General features: G+C 66.0%; 13 protein-coding genes. 7 read left to right on the top strand and 6 right to left on the bottom strand.

The genetic code is table 11. The features are described 5' to 3' along the window. Window positions 1-18 precede the first annotated feature (18 nt). The 5 genes from ACSX1D_RS21695 to ACSX1D_RS21675 form a co-directional block, all read right to left on the bottom strand. Window positions 19-921, bottom strand: coding sequence for a metal ABC transporter substrate-binding protein (locus ACSX1D_RS21695; protein ID WP_439860406.1), 903 nt, complete (start codon window positions 919-921; stop codon window positions 19-21). Further along, complete coding sequence (locus tag ACSX1D_RS21690; RefSeq protein ID WP_439860405.1) at window positions 918-1,808, bottom strand: metal ABC transporter permease; 891 nt, start codon at window positions 1,806-1,808, stop codon at window positions 918-920. The genes ACSX1D_RS21695 and ACSX1D_RS21690 overlap by 4 nt, the downstream gene beginning before the upstream one ends. Then, entirely contained in the window at window positions 1,805-2,551 is a 747-nt protein-coding gene (locus ACSX1D_RS21685) for a metal ABC transporter ATP-binding protein (RefSeq protein WP_439860404.1), read from the bottom strand. Before ACSX1D_RS21685 ends, ACSX1D_RS21690 begins: the two co-directional genes overlap by 4 nt. 50 nt (window positions 2,552-2,601) lie before the next feature. Beyond that, window positions 2,602-3,684: an FAD-binding oxidoreductase gene (locus ACSX1D_RS21680; protein ID WP_439860403.1), complete on the bottom strand. Its 1,083-nt coding sequence runs from the start codon at window positions 3,682-3,684 to the stop codon at window positions 2,602-2,604. Between the two features lie 138 nt (window positions 3,685-3,822). After that, a complete protein-coding gene (locus ACSX1D_RS21675) occupies window positions 3,823-4,671 on the bottom strand; it encodes a LysR family transcriptional regulator (RefSeq protein ID WP_439860402.1) in 849 nt (282 codons plus the stop codon). Between the two features lie 167 nt (window positions 4,672-4,838). Here ACSX1D_RS21675 and ACSX1D_RS21670 point away from each other — a divergent pair, with 167 nt between their 5' ends. The 3 genes from ACSX1D_RS21670 (at window position 4,839) to choX (ending at window position 7,592) form a co-directional block, all read left to right on the top strand. Further along, a complete protein-coding gene (locus tag ACSX1D_RS21670; protein ID WP_439860401.1) occupies window positions 4,839-5,924 on the top strand; it encodes an amidohydrolase family protein in 1,086 nt (361 codons plus the stop codon). Between the two features lie 16 nt (window positions 5,925-5,940). Next, window positions 5,941-6,297 (top strand): Rieske (2Fe-2S) protein, encoded by a 357-nt coding sequence (locus ACSX1D_RS21665; protein WP_439860400.1) that lies wholly within the window; start codon window positions 5,941-5,943, stop codon window positions 6,295-6,297. Window positions 6,298-6,647: 350 nt separating this feature from the next. After that, window positions 6,648-7,592, top strand: a complete 945-nt coding sequence (gene choX / locus ACSX1D_RS21660) for a choline ABC transporter substrate-binding protein (RefSeq protein WP_439860399.1) — start codon at window positions 6,648-6,650, stop codon at window positions 7,590-7,592. A gap of 354 nt (window positions 7,593-7,946) precedes the next feature. On the opposite strand, the gene ACSX1D_RS21655 is transcribed toward choX, so the two are convergent. Then, entirely contained in the window at window positions 7,947-8,852 is a 906-nt protein-coding gene (locus tag ACSX1D_RS21655) for a LysR substrate-binding domain-containing protein (protein ID WP_439860398.1), read from the bottom strand. A gap of 254 nt (window positions 8,853-9,106) precedes the next feature. On the opposite strand from ACSX1D_RS21655, the gene ACSX1D_RS21650 reads away from it, so the two are divergent. The 4 genes from ACSX1D_RS21650 (at window position 9,107) to ACSX1D_RS21635 (ending at window position 14,859) form a co-directional block, all read left to right on the top strand. After that, complete coding sequence (locus ACSX1D_RS21650) at window positions 9,107-10,531, top strand: aspartate ammonia-lyase (protein ID WP_439860397.1); 1,425 nt, start codon at window positions 9,107-9,109, stop codon at window positions 10,529-10,531. 621 nt (window positions 10,532-11,152) lie between these two features. Continuing rightward, window positions 11,153-12,355, top strand: coding sequence for an aromatic ring-hydroxylating oxygenase subunit alpha (locus tag ACSX1D_RS21645; RefSeq protein ID WP_439860396.1), 1,203 nt, complete (start codon window positions 11,153-11,155; stop codon window positions 12,353-12,355). A gap of 56 nt (window positions 12,356-12,411) precedes the next feature. Beyond that, window positions 12,412-13,860 carry an NAD-dependent succinate-semialdehyde dehydrogenase gene (locus tag ACSX1D_RS21640; protein ID WP_439860395.1) on the top strand — a complete coding sequence of 483 codons (1,449 nt, stop codon included), beginning with the start codon at window positions 12,412-12,414 and terminating at the stop codon, window positions 13,858-13,860. Window positions 13,861-13,890: 30 nt separating this feature from the next. After that, window positions 13,891-14,859 (top strand): PDR/VanB family oxidoreductase, encoded by a 969-nt coding sequence (locus ACSX1D_RS21635; RefSeq protein WP_439860394.1) that lies wholly within the window; start codon window positions 13,891-13,893, stop codon window positions 14,857-14,859. Window positions 14,860-14,958 lie beyond the last annotated feature (99 nt).

The following is a 14,958-nucleotide window of genomic DNA, read 5'->3' as shown; positions in this document are numbered from 1 at the left end:
CGCCGCGGCCTCGCACGGCTAACGCAGGGCGGCGAGGATGGTGCGGATATTCGCCTCGAGCATGCCGGCATAGCTGTCCCCGGGCTCGCCGGGCAGGCCCAGGGAGTCGGTGTACAGGCTGCCGGCGATGGCGATGCCGCTCTCGCGCGCGACCATCTGCATGCTGCGCGGGTCGATGCTGGTCTCGACGAACAGGGCCGGCACCCGGCGCTGCTTGAGCTGTTCGAGCAGGGCGATGACCTGTTGCGGCGTGCCCTGGTTCTCCGCGTTGATCTCCCAGATATAGCCGGCCTCGAAACCGTAGGCGGCGCAGAAATACTTGAACGCCCCCTCGCTCGTGACCAGGTAACGGCGCTCGGCCGGAATCTCGGCGAAGGCCGTCAGCGCCCGGGCGTGCAGCTGCTCCAGCCGGCCGATATAGGCCGCGGCATTGCGTCGGTAGCTGGCGGCGTGGGCCGGATCGACCCGGATCAGGGCTTCCCGGGCATTGCGCGCGTACTGGATGCCGTTGCGCACATCCAGCCAGGCGTGGGGGTCTTCGCTGCCGGCCTGGCCGCTGGAGGTCAGGTACTGCGGCGTGACCCCCTCGCTCAGGCGGAACACCGGGGCGTCTGCGCCGGCCTTGCCGGCGGTGCGCAGCAGCTTGTCGAACCAGGCATTGCCGGCCTCCAGGTTGAGGCCGTTGTAGAACACCAGGTCGGCATCGCTGGTCTGCTGCACGTCCAGCGGCAACGGGTCGTATTCGTGAGGATTGGAGCCCAGCGGCGCCAGGCTGTGGATCGCCACCCGCTCGCCACCGACGTTCTTGACGATGTCGTAGAGGATCGAATAGGTGGTGACCACCTTGAGCTTGGCGCCGCTATCGGCCCAGACCGAGGGCAGCCAGAGGCCGAGGGCGAGCAGTAACAGGGTTCTGATCATGGCGACACCTCATGCTTGAGCAGGGAGCGTTCGGGATTGTTGAGCCGCCGGCGCCGGGCCTGCAGGGCGCGCCAGAGCAGGCCCTGGCTGGGGGACAGGAGCAGCGCGGCGACGAACAGCAGGGTCGAGGTCATGACGATGGTCGCGCCCGAGGCCAGGTTGTAGGTGAAGCTCAGGTAGATGCCGCAGAAGGCCGAGAGCAGCCCCAGACCGGCGGCCCAGGCGATCATCAGCGACAGGCGACTGGTCAGCAGGTAGGCGGTGGCCGCCGGGGTGATCAGCATGGCCACCACCAGCACGATGCCGACCGTCTGCAACGAGGCCACTGTGACCAGGGTCAGCAGGGTCATGAGGAAGTAGTGGATCAGCTTGACCGGCAGGCCGTAGGCGGCGGCCATGGTGGCATCGAAGGTACTGACCAACAGTTCCTTGTAGAACAGGTACACCGAGACCAGCACCAGGGTGCCGATGATCAGGGTGATCCACATGTCTTCGGGACGCACCGCCAGGACGTTGCCGAAGAGGATGTGGTAGAGGTCGGTGCTGCTCTTCTGCAGGGTAATCAGGATGATGCCCAAGGCGAACGCGGCGGTGAACATCACGCCGATCGACACGTCATGCTTGATCCGGCTGTGCTGGCTGACGTAGCCGATGGCGATGGCCGTGAGCAGACCGGACAGCACCGCACCGATCAGCAAGTTGACCCCCAGCATGAACGACAGGGCCACCCCGGGCAGCACCGCGTGGGAGATGGCATCGCCCATCAGCGCCATGCCGCGCAGGATGATGAAGCAGCCGATCACCCCGCAGATGATGCCGACCATGGCCGAGGTCATCAGGGCCTTCTGCAGGAAGTCATATTCCACAACGGCTTGAAGGAAGGTCATCGGCAGGCCACTCCCGGTTGATGGGTGAACGGCAGGTCGCCCAGGTAGGCCCGGGCCAACACCTCGGGGGTACACACCTCGGCGGCGGCGCCGTAGGTGAGGATGCGTTGGTTGATCAGAACCAGTCGGTCGAAATACTCGCGGGCCTTGCTCAGATCGTGATGCACCACCAGCACCGTCTTGCCCGCATCACGCAGCGACTCGAGGATGCCGATGATGGTGCGCTCGCTGAGCGCATCGATGCCGACGAAGGGCTCGTCCAACAGATACAGGTCGGCTTGCTGGGCCAGGGCCCGGGCCAGGAACACCCGTTGCTGCTGGCCGCCGGACAGCTCGCCGATCTGGCGCTGAGCCAAATCCTGCAGGCCGACCCGCCGCAGGCACTCGAGGGCCCGCTGGCGCTCCTGGCGCCCGGGCTTGTTGAACCAGCCCAGGTTCGGGTAGGTGCCGAGCACCACGGTGTCCAGCACGCTGATCGGGAATTGCCAGTCGATCTCGCTGCGTTGCGGCACATAGGCGACGTTGCGCCGTGCCTGCTGCAGCGGCCGGCCGAAGATCTCGACCCGGCCGCGCTCCCGGGGAATCAGCTCGAGCATGGCCTTGAGCAGGCTCGACTTGCCGGCGCCATTGGGGCCGATGATGCCGACCAGCAGGCCTTGGCCGATGCTCAGACAGGCATCCTCGACGGCGCAGCGGCCGGCATAGGAGACGCTTAGATGTTCAACCCGCAGGGCCTGATTCATATCTGCATTCCTCTCACAGGGGCGGGCGTTCGCGACGCCCGCCCGGGCTCTCAGTAGTCGAACGCCACGTCGCCTTGCGCATAGCTGCAGCAGGCCAGGACATAGCCGTCGTCGATCTCGGCGTCGCTGATGCCGCCGCTATGGTTCATCAGGACCTCGCCGCTGAGCCGACGCAGCTTGCAGGCACCGCAGAAACCCATGCGGCAGGCCGAGGGAATCCACAGGCCGTGCCTGCCGGCGATGTCGAGGATGGTTTCTTCGGCGACGCCACTGACGCACTTGCCGGCGCGGCTGAAGCTCACCTGGTGCGCGGCGCAATCGCCCGCGCCGGCCGGAGAAGGGGCCGGGGCGTTCGCTACGGAGCCGCCGAAGCTCTCCTCGAAATAGCGCTGCATGGGAAAGTCCAGGGCCTGGAGAATGCCGCGCACGGCGCGCATGTAGCCTTCCGGGCCACACACATAGACGGTGCGCTCGAACAGATCGGGGACCATCTGCTGCAACATGGCGGCGTCGAGGAAACCGCGGTAGCCCGACCAGGTCGCCCCGCTCAGGCTGCCCTCGCAGACCAGCGACAGGCGGAAGTTCGGGGTGCGCGCATCGATGGCCTGCAGTTCCTGGTGATAGATGATGTCGTCCGGGGTACGGGCGCTGTGGACGAAATGCACATCGACATCGGCGGCGGTGTCGAACAGCCAGCGGGTCATCGACATCAGCGGGGTGATGCCGCTGCCACCGGAGAGCAGCAGGGCCTTGTCACAGGGCTGGTCGATGAGGTTGAAGGCGCCCTGGGGCCCCTGCACCCGGAGCCAGTCGCCCTCATGCAAGTGCTCGTGCAACCAGTTGGAAACCAGGCCGCCGGGCACCTTCTTCACCGTGATGGAGAAGTTGTAGGGCCGCGACGGCGGCGTGGAAATGGAATAGCAGCGCACTTCCTGGCGGCCGTCGATCTCCACCTTGAGGCTGACGTACTGGCCCGGCTTGAAGGTGAACAGCCGCGGTGCGGTCGCGGCGAAGCAGAAAGAGGCGACGTCGTGGGTCTCCTGGGTGATCTGGATACAGCGCACCTCCAGTTCGCTGGCGGGCCACAACGGCAGCGCGGCAAGCTGGAGGGGGTCGATCGACAGGCTCTTCATGGTGGACGGGCCTCTTCTGCGTCTGCCGTGCGGCGGCTGGCCGGCAGTGGGTAGAGAAGAGCCTACCAATCATGGCGATCGGTTGTTTTGGCGATATTAATCGCTATTTACGATCAATATCGCCGCCGCGCGCCGCCTTCAATCGAGGGCGATCAGACGAAGGGCCTTGAGCGCCTTGCCGATCTGCGGGCGATGGCGGTTCTTACTGAGGAAGGAGACGAACACCGGCTGCTCGATCTGCGGTGCGTCGGCCACCGCGAAGAAGTCGCCGCTGTCGATGTACTGCTGCGCCAGGTCGGCCGGCAGGTAGGCCGCGCCCCCGCGGCCGCGCAGGTACTCCACGCTCATCACCCCCAGGCCCATGGACACCGGCGCCAGCTGCAGCTGCGGCAGCAGCTCGCCGTGACGGGCCACGAAGTGCGGGCAGATGGCGACCAGCACGTAGCTTTCCACGCTGACCTCGGCGAGCGACCGCGGCTGCGAGGCGACCATCACGAAACGCTCGTTGAACAGGTGCTGGATCTCCAGCTCCGGGCGGTACTGCGGGGTGTAGATCACCGCGATGTCCAGGTTGCCGAAGCTCAGCTCGTCGATCATGGTCTTGGAGTAGTCGGCCTCGACATGGATGGCCGTCTTGGGGAACTCCTGGCGCAGCCAGAACACCCATTTGCTGATCAGCCGTTGCCACAGGCTGACCTGGGTGGCGATGCGCAGGCGCCCGTGGTAGTCGCGCGGCATGCTGATGTCCTGACGCGCCTGGTTCCAGCACAGGCGCAGGTTGGCCGCGTAGCTCTCGAAGCGCCGGCCCTCGGCGGTCAGCTCGGCGCCGGCGCGGCCGCGGATGAACAGCTGGGCACCGATCGCCTCCTCCAGACTGCGGATGCGCATGCTCACCGTCGACTGGGTGACGCACAGGCGCTCGGCCGTGCGATTGAAGTTACGCGTCTCCACCAGGTCGGCGAAGGTGTCCAGAAACTCGATCTTCATTCGCGGCCTCCCAGGCCAGGCAATCAATCGTAATTTTGCTTTTATACGGCATTTTTAATTCATTATAAAAATCAAATTCAGGCCCATAGGATGGCAGCCATCACCCAGCCGTGGTGGCAGGGGTCGGCCTCGACCCAGCGCCACGCCTCACCACAGGAGCCTGAAAGATGACCACGATCATCGACTGCGATTGCCACAACTACTGGATGTCGGCGGAGGTGCTGCTCCCCTACATGGACGGGATCTTCAAGGACTTCTTCATCCGCGGCGAACAGCCCGGTCCGGTCGGCGCCTTCCCCCACGGCCACCGGCCCTGGCTGCACCCGGAGGGCTTCAAGCGCGCCGACATCAACCCGGCGACCCAGGAGGAGCACTACAGCATCATGAAGGAGAAGCATCTCGACCGTTACAACATCGACTATGCCATCCTCACCGGCGACGAGGCCCTGGAGGCCTCGACCCTGGCCAACCCGCACTATGCCGCGGCGCTGGTGCGCGCCTACAACGACTGGATGGTCGACTACTGGCTGCCCAAGGACCGGCGCTTCAAGGGCTCGCTGCTGATCAGCCCGACCGACCCGCACGGCGCCGCCGCGGAAATCCGCCGCCTCGGCGGCCACCCGGACATTGTCCAGGTGCTGGCTTCCCATGGCGCCCAGCGGCCCTATGGCGACCCCTTCTACCACCCCATCTACGAGGCCTGCGCGGAGATGGGCCTGCCCTTCGCCATCCACCTGGGCGGCCAGGGCGGGGTCAACAGCAACCCGATCGGCGCCGGCCCAACAACCTATTTCTGGGAGACCCATGCCCTGCTACCGCAGTCGGCCATGACCCACGTGGCCAGCATGATCGCCCAGGGCGTGTTCGAGAAATGGCCGGACCTGTACTTCGTGGTCATCGAGTGCGGCGTGGCCTGGGTGCCCAGCGTGCTCTGGCGCCTGGACGCCAACTACAAGGCGCTGCGCAAGGAGACGCCCTGGCTGAAGCTGCTGCCCAGCGAGTATTTCAAGCGCAACATACGCTTCACCACCCAGCCGCTGGAGCAGCCGGGCACCAAGGTCGAGCACCTGTGGGCGATCCTCGAGGCGATGGACGGCGAGAACACCCTGCTGTTCGCCTCCGACTACCCGCACTGGGACTACGACAGCGTCGAATCCCTGCACATACCGCCGCAGTGGCGCGACAGCATCCTCGGCGGCAACGCCCTGAAGGTCTACTCGCGCCTGACCCAACCCCTGGCCAAGACCGCCTGATCGAGAGGAGAAGACCATGAATGCGAAGAAGGTTCTGGCCTGCAAGGCCTACGAGGTCGCCAGCGGCCGGCAGAAGATCGTCAAGCTCGGCAACCTGCCGATCGGCATCTTCAAGGTCGGCGAGGAGTACCACGCCATGCTCAACGTCTGCCCGCACCGCGGCGCGGCGCTGTGCGAGGGACCGCAGTGCGGCACCACCCAGGACACCGCGCACTACGAATTCATCTACGGCCAACGCGATGACCTGGTGCGCTGCGCCTGGCACGGCTGGGAATTCGAGATCAAGACCGGCGAGTTTCTCGTCGACCGCAGCATCAAGGCCAAGACCTACCCGGTCAGCGTCGAGGGCGAGGACCTCTACGTCCTCCTCTGAGCATGCCGCAACCACGCGCAGGCCGAAGCCGCACAGGGAGGGTGCGGCTTCGGCGGCGGCAGATGAAAAAGCCAGCCATAAGCTGAGCTTGGCCTTAGCGGTCGAATAGATCGTTTGTCAGCCATTCCGCCAGGTCGCAGTCTTGGTCTGCGCCCGGTCCCGGCCGAGTGCCCTGCACGGACGGCCGGGCCGCATTTCCACCCAGGCACCTGAACGGAATGCCCCGAAGACTACAAACCCCGCTGTCGCCGCCGCCAGCCCGGGCTGCGCGGACGCCAGCGACCATACGGCAGCCGCGCCAATGACGCCGCTCGCCCCTGCCACAACCTGAACCTGACGAGACGAACAACATGAATAAAACGAATCGTACTGCTTTGGTGGCCCTTGCACTGACACTCACCACCTCCCCGTCCTGGGCCCAGGAAGCCGCGTCGTGCCAGACCATGCGCATGGCCGACGTCGGCTGGGTGGACAACGGCGCGATCAACGGCCTGACCATGGCGGTGGCCGAGGGTCTGGGCTACCAGGCGAAGGTCTCCACCCTGAGCCTGCCGATCATCCTGGTCTCGGTGCAGAAGAAGGATGTCGACTTCTTCCTCGACTACTGGTCGCCGGCCTCCGACCCGCTGTTCCAGCCGGCGGTCGCCGACAAGAGCGTCACCCTGGTGGAGGAGCCCAACCTGGTCGGCGCCAAGTTCACCCTGGCGGTGCCGAGCTACCTGGCCGCCGCCGGCCTCAAGGACATGAGCGACATCGCCCGCTTCAAGGACCAGCTCAACGGCAAGATCTACGGCATCGAGTCGGGCGCCGGCGGCAACCAGCTGATCAAGACCATGATCAAGGAGAACCGCTACGATCTCGGCGACTTCGAACTGGTCGAGTCCAGCGAGACGGCCATGCGCCTGCAGGTCGCGCGGGCCATTCGCAAGCAGGAGCCGATCGTCTTCCTCGGCTGGGCGCCGCACCCGATGAACCTGCAGTTCGACATGACCTACCTCAGCGGCGCCGACGACCTCTGGGGGCCGGACGGTGGCGCGGCCAAGGTGCACACGGTGATGGCCAACGACTACCAGGCGCGCTGCCCGAACGCCGCCAAAATGGTGAGCAACATGAAGTTCGACATCCAGATGGAGTCGCACATGATGGAGCGCATCATGGACAAGGAGCCGGCGGTACAGGCCGCCAAGCAATGGATCGCGAAGAATCCGCAATGGCTGGACACCTGGCTGGAGGGCGTGACGACCTACGACGGCCAGGATGGCAAGGCCGCGGTCATGAGCTACTTGCAGAAGTAACCGGCTGAATGGCGCCGGGCCGAGGCCCGGTGCCAACAGGCCCCGACAGCCTTCCAACTGCTGGCGCAAACACCCATCGACTGCCGCTTCGTCGACGAGGAAGCCGACCTGGTAGTGCGCGCCACGGTGATCCCTCTCGACGACATCGACCAGGTCATCGAGGCGCGCCTCAACAACAGGTTGCGCGACATCCTGCACCTGCCGCCCGCGCAGATCATGCCCTGATGCCTCACCTACCTGGCGTCCTGGAAGAGCCTGCGCAGGCCCCGCTAGCGCCTCGACCTGTGCCTGGGAGCCAGCGAGATGGTCGAGTCGCCCCGCGGGTCACCACCCGCCAGGCCAGCTGAAGAGGCCTCAGCGCCCCGGAGCACCACTGTCCAGCTTGCGCCAGAGCAGGCGCACCGCCGCCTTGCGCACCAGGGCGCAGCGGTACAGGCGGATCTCCAGTGGCGTCTGCCACTGCTCGTCGCCGCACACCGCCAGCTCGCCGCGGGCCAGCTCGGCGGTCACCGACAGGCGTGGCACCCAGGCCACGCCCATGCCCTGCAGAGCCATGCTCTTGAGGCTGTCGGCCATCGCCGTCTCGTACACCGTGGTCGAGCGCAGGGCGCGCTGGCGCAGCAGCAGGTTGACCGAACGGCCGAGGAAGGCTCCGGCGGTGTACGCCAGCAGCGGCACGCTCTGGCCGCTGGCCAGGTCGAACAGCGGCCGGCCACCCTCGTCCACCGCGCAAACCGGGAGCATTTCGGTGCGCCCCAGGTGCAGCGAGGGGAAGATCTCCGGGTCCATCTGCAGCGCCGCGTCCGGGTCGTAGTAGGCGAGAATCAGGTCGCAGGCGCCCTCGCGCAGGGCATGCACCGCCTCGCCGACGTTGCTCGCCACCAGCCGGGTGTTGAGCGGCAGGCCCTCGCGGCGAAGGCGGGCGATCCACTCGGGGAAGAAGCCCAGGGTCAGCGAGTGCGCCGCGGCGATCTGCAGCACCTCGCCCTGCTGGCCCTCGAGGTTGTGCAGGTGGCGCACCACCTCGCCGAGCTGCTCGACCAGGCTGCGCGCGGTGACCAGGAACAGTTGGCCGGCCTCGGTCAGCTCCACCGGCGTGCAGGCGCGGTTGACCAGGACCAGGCCGAGCATCTGCTCCAGCGCCTTGATCCGCCGGCTGAACGCCGGCTGGGTGACGTGGCGTCTCGAGGCCGCCTGGGAGAAGCTGCGGGTGGCGGCCAGGGCGACGAAGTCCTCCAGCCATTTGGTTTCCAGATTCATGGGGTATCCCTTGCTATTGCGCGCCATGGGTAGGGTGGATGACGCCCTTTTCATCCACCGAATCGGCCACCCTCGGCTCTGCTGGCTGGCTACAGGGTCATCCACCCTACGCCCGCCGACACTTCGGCGTCACGCCGACATTATGCCGATTACGCATACCCCAGCGCTTAACAGCATTGGCCGGCGCAGGGACGTAGCTCTTAGTCTAAACGGCATCGCGGCCTGCGCCGCCTATCCCAGAGACTCACGTCATCATGTCCGCTGCTGCATCCTTTCGCGTCGAAAAAGACCTGCTCGGTACCCTCGAAGTCCCCGCCGATGCCTACTACGGCATCCAGACCCTGCGCGCCGTCAACAACTTCCGCCTGTCCGGGGTGCCGCTGGCCCACTACCCGAAGCTGGTGGTCGGCCTGGCCATGGTCAAGCAGGCCTCGGCCGACGCCAACCGCGCCCTGGGTCACCTCTCGGCGGCCAAGCACACGGCGATCAGCACCGCCTGCGCGCGCATCATCCAGGGCGAGTTCCACGAGCAGTTCGTGGTCGACATGATCCAGGGCGGCGCCGGCACCTCGACCAATATGAACGCCAATGAAGTCATTGCGAATATTGCGCTGGAGGCCATGGGTCACGAGAAGGGCCAGTACCAGTACCTGCACCCGAACAACGACGTGAATATGGCGCAGTCCACGAATGACGCGTATCCGACAGCCATCCGCCTGGGCCTGCTGCTCGGCCACGACAGCCTGCTCACCGCCCTGGACAAGCTGATCCAGTCGCTGGCGGCCAAGGGCCTGGCGTTCGGCCATGTGCTGAAGATGGGCCGCACCCAGCTGCAAGACGCCGTGCCCATGACCCTGGGCCAGGAGTTCCGCGCCTACGCCACCACCCTCGGCGAAGACCTGCAGCACCTCAAGCTGCTCGCCCCGACCCTGCTCACCGAGGTCAACCTGGGCGGCACCGCGATCGGCACCGGGATCAACGCCGACCCGGCCTACCAGGCCCTGGCGGTGCAGCGCCTGGCCGTGATCAGCGGCCACCCGCTGACCCCAGCCGCCGACCTGATCGAGGCCACCAGCGACATGGGCGCCTTCGTGCTGTTCTCCGGCATGCTCAAGCGTACCGCGGTCAAGCTGTCGAAGATCTGCAACGACCTGCGCCTGCTGTCCAGCGGCCCGCGCACCGGGATCAACGAGATCAACCTGCCGGCGCGCCAGCCGGGCAGCTCGATCATGCCGGGCAAGGTCAACCCGGTGATCCCCGAGGCGGTCAACCAGGTGGCCTTCGAGGTGATCGGCAACGACCTGGCGCTGACCATGGCGGCCGAGGGCGGGCAGTTGCAGCTCAACGTCATGGAGCCGCTGATCGCCTACAAGATCTTCGACTCGATCCGCCTGCTGACCCGCGCCATGGATATGCTGCGCGAGCTGTGCATCGACGGCATCACCGCCAACGAGGCACGCTGCCGCGAACTGATGGAAAACTCCATCGGCCTGATCACCGCCCTCAATCCCTACATCGGCTACGAGAACGCCACGCGCATCGCCAAGCAGGCGCTGGACAGCGGCCGCGGCGTGCTGGAACTGGTGCGTGAGGAGAAGCTGCTGGGCGACGCCGAGCTGGACGACATCCTCCGCCCGGAGAACATGATCGCCCCGCGCCTAGTACCGCTGAAGGCCTGATAACCCGGGCCAAGCCCCGACGCCGCCCAGCGGCATCGGGGCTTTTATATTCGCCTACGCCGGCCTGACGGCCTATTCACGAGGGCGCGCTGGTAAGCCTGTGCGGCCACGACAACAACAAGACGGGCAACCCGATAGCGGCGACCTCCTCCCTGCCCCAACGCCCGTGGGCGCGCCTGCCGCTGTGGCAACAGATCGTCACCGGACCGGTGCTCGGCGTAGTGGTCGCTATGACCTTCCGCACAGAAGCCCGGCCCCCCCCCTCTCGGCCAGAACATCGCCAACCCCATCGCCATGATCTGCTCCGGTGCTGATGCGCGACTTCCTCGGCAACGGCGACGAAAGCTTGCCCGCCGCGCTCGAGTCCCAGGCGCCGAAGCGCTCGAGCCAGGCCTCCTACCGAAGGGCGCATCAGTCGATGCGCCCTTCGTCCTTATACCGGGCGGCAACCTGCGCCCCGACCGTTCATCAAAAAGTCCCGGCGCAGGCCTTCCCAGTCGGGCCAGGAGCTCTTGCACAGCGTTCGGACTTTACGCATACTGTTAACCCTAGGTGATCGTTAACTATTAGTTAACCAAGCCACCCCCACAATAAATATGCATTCCAACGTAGGGCCTAGTGATGAGTGATTTCGAACAGCTGCCAGCCGACCTCGGTAACAACCAGGAACAGGCTTACATCATCCCGCCGAGCCACCTGCGGGCGAAGGATACTTTCGAAAGACTGCCGGTCGACTTCTGCGCCAATCTGGAAGAGGCCTACACCATCCCGGCCTACTACTACACCTCGCCCGCCGTGTTCGAGGATGAGAAGGAACGCATCTTCGCCAAGAGCTGGATCTGCGTCGGCCATGGCAGCGAAGTACGCGAAGCCAACGCCTACATCACTCGCGAGATCATCGGCGAGAGCATCATCGTCGTGCGCGGCCGCGACATGGTCCTGCGTGCCTTCTACAACGTCTGCCCGCACCGCGGCCACCAGCTGCTGAGCGGCGAAGGCAAGGCCAAGAACGTCATCACCTGCCCCTACCACGCCTGGGCCTTCAAGCTCGACGGCGAACTGGCCCACGCGCGCAACTGCGACAACGTGGTCAACTTCGACAAGGAAAACTCCAGCCTGGTGCCGCTGAAGGTCGAGGAGTACGCCGGTTTCATCTACATCAACATGGACCCGAACGCCGGCAGCGTCGAAGACCAGCTGCCGGGCCTGGGCGCCAAGCTGCGCGAAGCCTGCGCGGTGATCGACGAGCTGCAGCTGGCCGCCCGCTTCGTGTCCCATACCCAGGCCAACTGGAAGTCCATCGTCGACAACTACCAGGAGTGCTACCACTGCGGTCCGGCCCACCCCGGCTTCTCCGACTCGGTGAAGATCGATACCTACTGGCACAAGCTGTACCCGAACTGGAGCCTGCAGGAGAGCGAAGCCAAGTCCTCGGAAAAATCGTTCAAGTTCGACGAAAGCCAGGGCGGCGCCAGCTACAAAGGCTTCTGGCAGTGGCCGTGTTCCATGTTCAACGTACCGCCAGGCGGCAACTTCATGACCGTGATCTACGAATTTCCGGTCAGCGCCAACGAGACCCTGCAGCACTACGACATCTACTTCCTCAACAAGGAGTTGACCGAGGAGCAGAAGCGCCTGATCGAGTGGTACCGCGACGTGTTCCGTCCAGAAGACCTGGATCTGGTTGAAAGCGTGCAGAAGGGCCTGAAGTCCCGCGGCTACCGCGGCCAGGGCCGGATCATGGTGGACAGGCAGCGCAGCGGCATCAGCGAGCACGGCATCTCCCACTTCCACAGCCTGCTGGCCAAAGCCCAGCACGCCTGATTGTCCGCGGCCGGGCAGCATCGCCCGGCCTTCGCACCTGAATGGGGATGCCCTACGTGAAACTCCAAGACCCACAACTGTTCCGCCAGCAGTGCTACATCAACGGCAGCTGGTGCGACGCCGACAGCGCCGAGCGCGTCGAAGTCACCGACCCGGCCACCGGCGAACTGATCGGCCATGTCCCGCAGATGGCCGGCGACGAGGCCCTACGCGCCATCGAGGCGGCCGACGCCGCCCTGCCGGCCTGGCGCGCGCTGCCGGCCAAGGAGCGGGCACGCCTGCTGCGCCGCTGGTTCGACCTGGTCCAGGAGCATGAGCAGGACCTCGCCGCGCTGATGACCTGGGAACAGGGCAAGCCGCTCAACGAAGCCCTCGGCGAGATCCGCTACGCCGCCTCCTTCATCGAGTGGTTCGCCGAGGAAGGCAAGCGCGCCTATGGCGACATCATTCCATCGCCCAGCGCCGACAAGCGCCTGCTGGTGATCAAGCAGGGCATCGGCGTGTGCGCCGCCATCACCCCGTGGAACTTCCCGGCGGCGATGATCACCCGCAAGGTCGCCCCGGCCCTGGCCGCCGGCTGCACCATCGTGGTCAAGCCGGCCAACGAGACGCCGTTCTCCGCCCTGGCCCTGGCCGAACTGGCCGAGCGCGCCGGTCTGCCGGCCGGGGTGATCAACATCGTCACCGGCGACGCCGTGGCCATCGGCAAGCAGCTCACCGAGCACCCGCAGGTGCGCAAGTTCAGCTTCACCGGTTCGACCCCGGTCGGCCGCCTGCTGATGAGCCAGTGCGCCAGCACGGTAAAGAAGGTCTCCCTGGAACTGGGCGGCAACGCGCCGTTCATCGTCTTCGACGACGCCGACATCGATGCCGCCGTCGAAGGCGCCATGGTCTCCAAGTACCGCAACGCCGGGCAGACCTGCGTCTGCGCCAACCGCATCTTCGTCCACGACAAGGTGCACGACGCCTTCGCCCAGGCCTTCGCCGCCCGGGTCCGCGACCTGCAGGTGGGCAACGGCTTCGAGCCGGGCACCCAGGTCGGCCCGCTGATCAGCACCAAGGCTGTGGCCAAGGTGCGCAGCCTGATCGACGACGCCCTGGACAAGGGCGCCCGCCTGGTCACCGGCGGTGAGGGCCTCGAGCTCGGCGAGCAGTTCTTCGCGCCCACCGTGCTGGCCGACGTCCAGCCGGGCATGCAGATCCTCGACGAGGAGATCTTCGGGCCGGTGGCGCCGATCGTGCGCTTTTCCAGCGACGAGGAAGTGGTGCGCATGGCCAACGACACGCCCTACGGCCTGGCCGCCTACTTCTACAGCCGCGACATCGCCCGCGTCTGGCGCATCGCCGAGCAGCTGGAGTACGGCATGGTCGGCGTCAACACCGGGCTGATCTCCAACGAGGTGGCGCCATTCGGCGGCCTCAAGCAGTCCGGCCTCGGTCGCGAGGGCTCCAGGTACGGCATCGACGACTACCTGGAAATCAAATACCTGTGTCTAGCGGTGTAATGCGCGGCTGAGCGCGCAGTGGAGGAAACCATGTCCAACAAGTATCAGATGATCGACGTGCGGGTGACCGCCGTGGAGCAGGTGACTCCGCTGATCAAGCGCTTCACCCTGTGTGCCCTGGATGGCAGCGCGCTGCCCGCCTTCACCGGCGGCAGCCACATCATCGTGCAGATGCACGATGGCGATAAGCTGTACAGCAACGCCTACTCGCTGATGAGTTCGCCGCGCGACACCGCGTCCTACCAGATCGGCGTGCGCCGCGAGGAGCAGTCCAAGGGCGGCTCGGCGTTCATGCACGACAAGGTCGAGGTGGGCAGCCAGCTGACCATCGCCGCACCGAACAACCTGTTCGCCATCGACCCGGCGGCCGGCCGCCATGTGCTGATCGCCGGCGGCATCGGCATCACCCCGTTCCTCTCGCAGCTCTATGAGCTGCAGGAGCAGGGCGCCGAGTACGAACTGCACTACGCCTTCCGCGCGCCCGAGCATGGCGCCTTCGCCGACGAACTGCGCGATGGTCCCCATGCCGAGCGCACCCGTTTCTATATCGACAGCCTGCAGCAGGGCCTCGACCTCGCCGCGCTGATCGCCGGCCTGGAGGCCGACGCCCACCTCTATGTCTGCGGGCCCAAGCCGCTGATCGATGCGGTGATCAACACGGCCAAGGCCCAGGGCATCGCCGATGCGCGCGTGCATTGGGAGCAGTTCGCCGTGGCCCCGGCCGAAGGCGCCGCCTTCACCCTCGTGCTGGCGCGTTCCGGCACGGAAATCCGCGTCGAGGAAGGCGTGAGCATTCTCCAGGCCATCGAGAAATCCAACGCCGCCGAGATCGAGTGCCTGTGCCGCGAAGGCGTGTGCGGCACCTGCGAAACCGCCATTCTCGAAGGCCAGGTCGAGCACCGCGACCAGTACCTCAGCGATGACGAGAAGGCCCTGCAGAAGACCCTGATGGTCTGCGTCTCCCGGGCACGCACGCCGCGCCTGGTACTGGACCTGTAGCGCCGCCAGGGGCCCGGGGCCACTGTGTATAATCGCCGACCACAGTAGCCCCGGGGCTGGCGGCCTGCCGCAGCCGCCGGTCCGGGTGCTTTCCTGGCC

The organism is Pseudomonas sp. MBLB4136, from assembly GCF_051904765.1.
Taxonomy (GTDB): Bacteria; Pseudomonadota; Gammaproteobacteria; order Pseudomonadales; family Pseudomonadaceae; genus Aquipseudomonas.
Note: the sequence above shows the minus strand (reverse complement) of the source record. Positions and strands in the feature narration are given on the sequence as shown.

What these genes read in the sequence shown, in the direction of transcription:
- ACSX1D_RS21695 (WP_439860406.1), bottom strand. Translation starts at nt 921, where the DNA reads ATGATCAGAACCCTGTTACTGCTCGCCCTCGGCCTCTGGCTGCCCTCG.
- ACSX1D_RS21690 (WP_439860405.1), bottom strand. Translation starts at nt 1,808, where the DNA reads ATGACCTTCCTTCAAGCCGTTGTGGAATATGACTTCCTGCAGAAGGCC.
- ACSX1D_RS21685 (WP_439860404.1), bottom strand. Translation starts at nt 2,551, where the DNA reads ATGAATCAGGCCCTGCGGGTTGAACATCTAAGCGTCTCCTATGCCGGC.
- ACSX1D_RS21680 (WP_439860403.1), bottom strand. Translation starts at nt 3,684, where the DNA reads ATGAAGAGCCTGTCGATCGACCCCCTCCAGCTTGCCGCGCTGCCGTTG.
- ACSX1D_RS21675 (WP_439860402.1), bottom strand. Translation starts at nt 4,671, where the DNA reads ATGAAGATCGAGTTTCTGGACACCTTCGCCGACCTGGTGGAGACGCGT.
- ACSX1D_RS21670 (WP_439860401.1), top strand. Translation starts at nt 4,839, where the DNA reads ATGACCACGATCATCGACTGCGATTGCCACAACTACTGGATGTCGGCG.
- ACSX1D_RS21665 (WP_439860400.1), top strand. Translation starts at nt 5,941, where the DNA reads ATGAATGCGAAGAAGGTTCTGGCCTGCAAGGCCTACGAGGTCGCCAGC.
- choX (WP_439860399.1), top strand. Translation starts at nt 6,648, where the DNA reads ATGAATAAAACGAATCGTACTGCTTTGGTGGCCCTTGCACTGACACTC.
- ACSX1D_RS21655 (WP_439860398.1), bottom strand. Translation starts at nt 8,852, where the DNA reads ATGAATCTGGAAACCAAATGGCTGGAGGACTTCGTCGCCCTGGCCGCC.
- ACSX1D_RS21650 (WP_439860397.1), top strand. Translation starts at nt 9,107, where the DNA reads ATGTCCGCTGCTGCATCCTTTCGCGTCGAAAAAGACCTGCTCGGTACC.
- ACSX1D_RS21645 (WP_439860396.1), top strand. Translation starts at nt 11,153, where the DNA reads ATGAGTGATTTCGAACAGCTGCCAGCCGACCTCGGTAACAACCAGGAA.
- ACSX1D_RS21635 (WP_439860394.1), top strand. Translation starts at nt 13,891, where the DNA reads ATGTCCAACAAGTATCAGATGATCGACGTGCGGGTGACCGCCGTGGAG.